The organism is Xanthobacter sp. BG11Y11_SDJG (assembly GCF_057364445.1).
In genome coordinates this window covers 1-650 of the sequence record NZ_JBNFNU010000855.1, presented here as the reverse complement: position 1 = coordinate 650, position 650 = coordinate 1, and the positions used below count along the sequence as shown (strand labels likewise).

Here is a 650-nt window from a genome sequence, read left to right as displayed (position 1 = left end):
CGCCGGCGCACTGGCCTGGGCGCGCTGGAGCGCGTCGCGCTCGGCCTGCGGCCGCCGTCGAGGCCCGCGCGCAGGGCGGACAGCTCGTCCTCCTGGTTCTGGCCGCTCGCCCGCTCCAGGGAGAGCAGTTCGGTCAGCTGGCGAATCTGCGCCTGCAGGCGCTGCAGCACGGTGTCCTTGCCCGACATCTCCTGGGTCAGGAAGAACTGGGTGAGCATGAACACCGACAGCAGGAAGATGAACACCAGGAGCAGCGTGGACAAGGCGTCCACGAAGCCCGGCCAGTAGTCGATGCCGCGCTCGCGCGCGCCGCGCCGTCCGAGGGCCATGGGTCAGCCCCTCCGCCGCGCTTCCGCCGAGGCGGCGTCGATGCGCTCCACGAGGCGGCGCACCTCCTCCTGCTGGCCGCCCTGGGCCTCGATCATCTGCTTCAGCAGCGCCTGTTCGGCGCGCATGTGGGTGACGAGGCCCTGGAGGCTTTCGGCCAGCTGCGCCATGGCGGTGGTGACCCGCTGCGAGCCGGCCTCGGTCATGGTCTTCTCCAGGCGGCCCATGGCGGCGATGAGCGGGTCCATGTCGATGGGCGACGGCGGCGGCAGAAGCGCGAACGGCGGCGGCGCGGGCGGGCTCGCGGGGCGGCGCGGTCCGCT

At 73.1% G+C, this 650-nt stretch carries 2 pseudogenes; both read right to left on the bottom strand.

The window, feature by feature from the left end:
- A pseudogene (locus AC2W7M_RS26960) lies at positions 1–329 on the bottom strand (peptidoglycan-binding protein); the annotation flags it as partial.
- A 3-nt stretch (positions 330–332) separates the two neighbouring features.
- Positions 333–650: pseudogene (locus AC2W7M_RS26955) on the bottom strand (hypothetical protein); the annotation flags it as partial.